Here is a 302-nt window from a genome sequence, read left to right as displayed (position 1 = left end):
GCAATCGGTAAGAAGAACATGGAAAAAATGAAGAGCATGGGCGAGAAGTTCATCGTTCAGGCTCAAGCTGGCTGGATAGACGTTGAGCTGGAAGATGGCACTACACAGCGCATTCACCGTGCGGAACATTTTAAATGCGAAGACGGAACTCTGAAAACTGTCGAAGAGGCACTTGAGCACGGCGCAAAACTACCTATAAACGCAGTACGCGTTACAGCGTCACATCCAGGGCTATCAGAGATGAAAGCGAAGGAGATCTGGACCGCATTTGAGAAAAACTGAGCCTATCAGTTCAATAAATC

Annotated in this window: 1 protein-coding gene; it reads left to right on the top strand. The window is 47.4% G+C overall.

Going from position 1 to position 302, the window contains the following annotated elements:
• A partial coding sequence (locus LZP73_RS19930; RefSeq protein ID WP_234236646.1) for a hypothetical protein occupies positions 1-282 on the top strand: 282 nt, incomplete at its 5' end.
• Positions 283-302 lie beyond the last annotated feature (20 nt).

Source organism: Shewanella sp. AS16 (assembly GCF_021412365.1).
GTDB classification, from domain to species: Bacteria; Pseudomonadota; Gammaproteobacteria; order Enterobacterales; family Shewanellaceae; genus Shewanella; species Shewanella salipaludis.
This window is presented reverse-complemented; position numbering and strand designations above follow the sequence as displayed.